We start from the raw sequence: 1,519 nt of genomic DNA on the forward strand, positions 1-1,519 counted from the left end.
GCTCCGCGCGGATCAGCTTCACCGCGACCAGGCGGCCGCCCGGCGAGGTGCCGAGGAAGACCTGGCCCATGCCGCCTTCGCCCAGCCGTCCCTCCAGGCGGTAGGGGCCGACCCACCGCGGATCGTGGGGCAACAACGCGTCCATGAACACCGTCCGTCGAGAGGAGGAGAAGGGCCGCCGGTCAGGCGAGCTGCCAGAGCTGGATCGTGCTGTCCGACGGGCTGAAGGCCGCCGCGAGGGTCTTGCCGTCCGGGCTGAAGGCCAGGGCGGAGAGCAAGGGGGCGGCGGTCGACTGCCGGAGGTCGGCGGTGAGGGTCTGGGCGACGCGCCCGGTGTTCAGGTCCCAGAGGCTGACAGTGCCGCCCGTGGCCGCCCTGGCCTTGTCCGTGACGTCGTCCCCCGGGCCGAACCCGAAGCCGCCGCCCGCGATCGCCGGGTGGCCCGGGCGGTAGGCGGCCTCCTCCAGGCGGCGGTGCGGCGAGGTGAGGGTGGCGGTGGGCCGGCCGGTCGCCAGGTCCCACAGGTGGACGCCGGGCCCCGCACCGCCGATGGTCTTTCCGTCCGGGCTGATCAGCACCCTGTTGAAGCGGAACGCGACGGAGTCGTCGGTGAACGTCCTGGGCTGTTCCCCGCCGCCGAGGTCCCAGAGCAGTACCCGCTGGCGGGAGGCGGTGGCCACCGCCTTGCCGTCCGGGGTGAACAGCACGCCGGACGGCTCCCCCGCGTCGAGCTTCTTCAGGCGGCGTCCGCTCGCCAGGTCGAGGAGCTGGACCGTGCCCGCGCCGGCCGCGGCGAGGACCGCGTTGTCGGGACTGACCGCGAGGGAGTACGGGGTCGGAAGCGAGTACGCCTCGAATCCGGAGAGCGCGGGCAGCGGCGTCCGGGTCCGCACGTCCCAGCGCCGCAGCGTGCCGTCCTGGCAAGCGGCCGCCAGCGTCCGGCCGTCGGGGCTGAAGACCAGGCCGTTGGCGTGCGGGGGCTCGCCCGTGAACTTGGTGACCGTACGGCGGGTGACGGTGTCCCACAGCCACAGCTCACCGGCGGACCCGGCGGCGGCCAGGGTCCGGCCGTCCGGATGGAAGGCGAGGGACACCAGGGACTGCGGGTGGCCTTCGAGGCGGGCCACGGGCCTGGTCCGGTCCTGCTGCGCCGCCGGTCCCGTCCAGGAGTCCCGCAGCAGGTAGGCGGGTACGGCGACGGCGGCCGCGGCGGCGCCCATCCCGCCGAGGAGCAGGGTACGGCGGGACACGGCCCTGGAACCGGCGGGCGCGGATGCGGACGTGGATGAGGACGTGGACGCGGGCGGGGGTACGGGTTCCGGCGCGGATCCAGGTGCGGGCGCGGTGGGCGTGCCGGGTGGGCCGGGCGGGGCCGGGGTTGCCTCGGCCGGTTGTGTCGGCAGGGCGTGCAACGCCGCACCGGGCGCGGCGTCGAAGGCGGCGGGCGGCGGCCCGAAGGCGCCGGCCGGTGCGCCGGGGGCCGCGGACGGACCGCCGCCCGGCCCGGTGACCGAGAGAC

The 1,519-nt window shown here is 76.1% G+C and carries 1 protein-coding gene; it reads right to left on the reverse strand.

The genetic code is table 11. The annotated features are described in order from the left end of the window. Positions 1–182: 182 nt before the first annotated feature. Complete coding sequence (locus VR44_RS29655) at positions 183–1,250, reverse strand: WD40 repeat domain-containing protein (RefSeq protein WP_045950701.1); 1,068 nt, start codon at positions 1,248–1,250, stop codon at positions 183–185. Positions 1,251–1,519: the final 269 nt, after the last annotated feature.

The organism is Streptomyces katrae (assembly GCF_000966975.1).
Taxonomy (GTDB): domain Bacteria; phylum Actinomycetota; class Actinomycetes; order Streptomycetales; family Streptomycetaceae; genus Streptomyces; species Streptomyces katrae.